Annotated in this window: 1 protein-coding gene; it reads right to left on the bottom strand. The window is 66.4% G+C overall.

Annotated elements, in window-relative coordinates; all coding sequences use genetic code 11:
• A partial coding sequence (locus tag IT780_RS41420; protein WP_504739636.1) for a pyruvate dehydrogenase E1 component-related protein occupies positions 1-1346 on the bottom strand: 1346 nt, incomplete at both ends.

The raw sequence follows: 1346 nt of genomic DNA, 5'->3' as shown, positions 1-1346 counted from the left end.
TTCATCTCGTCCGAGTCCTCGCCCGGGTGGAAGTACGGCGGGAGGTACGGGTTCTCCTCGAGCTGCTTGTCGGAGATGTCCAGGTAGAGGCGGTCGCGGAAGCCCTTGAGGTCGTCCAGGGTGAGCTTCTTCATCTGGTGCGTGGCGTTACGCGCCTCGAAGTGCGACCCCAGCGTCCAGCCCTTGATGGTCTTGGCGAGGATGACGGTGGGCTGGCCGGTGTGTTCCATCGCGGCCTTGTACGCGGCGTACAGCTTTTTGTAGTCGTGGCCGCCGCGTTTGAGGTTCCACACTTCGTCGTCGCTCATGTGCTCGACGAGTTTGCGGGTGCGCGGGTCACGGCCGAAGAAGTTCTCCCGTACGTAGGCGCCGGATTCGCCTTTGTAGGTCTGGTAGTCGCCGTCGGGGGTGACGTTCATCAGGTTGACCAGGGCGCCGTCGGTGTCGGCGGCCAGCAGCGGGTCCCACTCGCGGCCCCAGACGACTTTGATGACGTTCCAGCCGGCGCCGCGGAAGAACGACTCCAGTTCTTGGATGACTTTGCCGTTGCCGCGTACCGGGCCGTCGAGGCGTTGCAGGTTGCAGTTGATGACGAAGGTGAGGTTGTCCAGTTCCTCGCGGGCGGCCAGCCCGATCGCGCCCAGCGATTCGACCTCGTCCATCTCGCCGTCGCCGAGGAACGCCCAGACGTGCTGCTGGCTGGTGTCCTTGATGCCGCGGTGGTGCAGGTAGCGGTTGAACCGGGCCTGGTAGATCGCGTTCAGCGGGCCCAGGCCCATGCTGACGGTGGGGAATTCCCAGAAGTCGGGCATCAGCCGTGGGTGCGGGTACGACGGCAGGCTGTGCGGCGCGTGGGACAGTTCCTGGCGGAACCCGTCGAGCTGGTCGCTGGACAGCCGGCCCTCGAGGAACGCGCGGGCGTACATGCCGGGCGAGGCGTGACCCTGGAAGAAGATGTGGTCCCCGCCGCCGGGGTGTTCCTTGCCGCGGAAGAAGTGGTTCATGCCGACCTCGTAGAGGCTGGCGCTCGACGCGTACGTCGAGATGTGCCCGCCCACCCCGATGTCCGGCCGCTGCGCGCGGTGCACCAGCATCGCCGCGTTCCACCGGATGTAGGCGCGGATCCGCCGCTCCACGAACTCGTCACCGGGGAACCAGGGCTCCTGCTCCGGCGGGATCGTGTTGATGTAATCGGTGGACGTCAGAGGCGGCACCCCGACCTGCCGCTCCCGGGCCCGCTCGAGCAGGCGCAACATCACGTAACGGGCACGTTTGGCCCCGCGTTCGTCGATGACTCCGTCGAGCGACTCGACCCACTCACTGGTTTCCTCGGGGTCGATGTCCGG

Source organism: Nucisporomicrobium flavum, assembly GCF_016464385.1.
Lineage (GTDB): Bacteria > Actinomycetota > Actinomycetes > Mycobacteriales > Micromonosporaceae > Actinoplanes > Actinoplanes flavus_A.
Note: the sequence above shows the minus strand (reverse complement) of the source record. Positions and strands in the feature narration are given on the sequence as shown.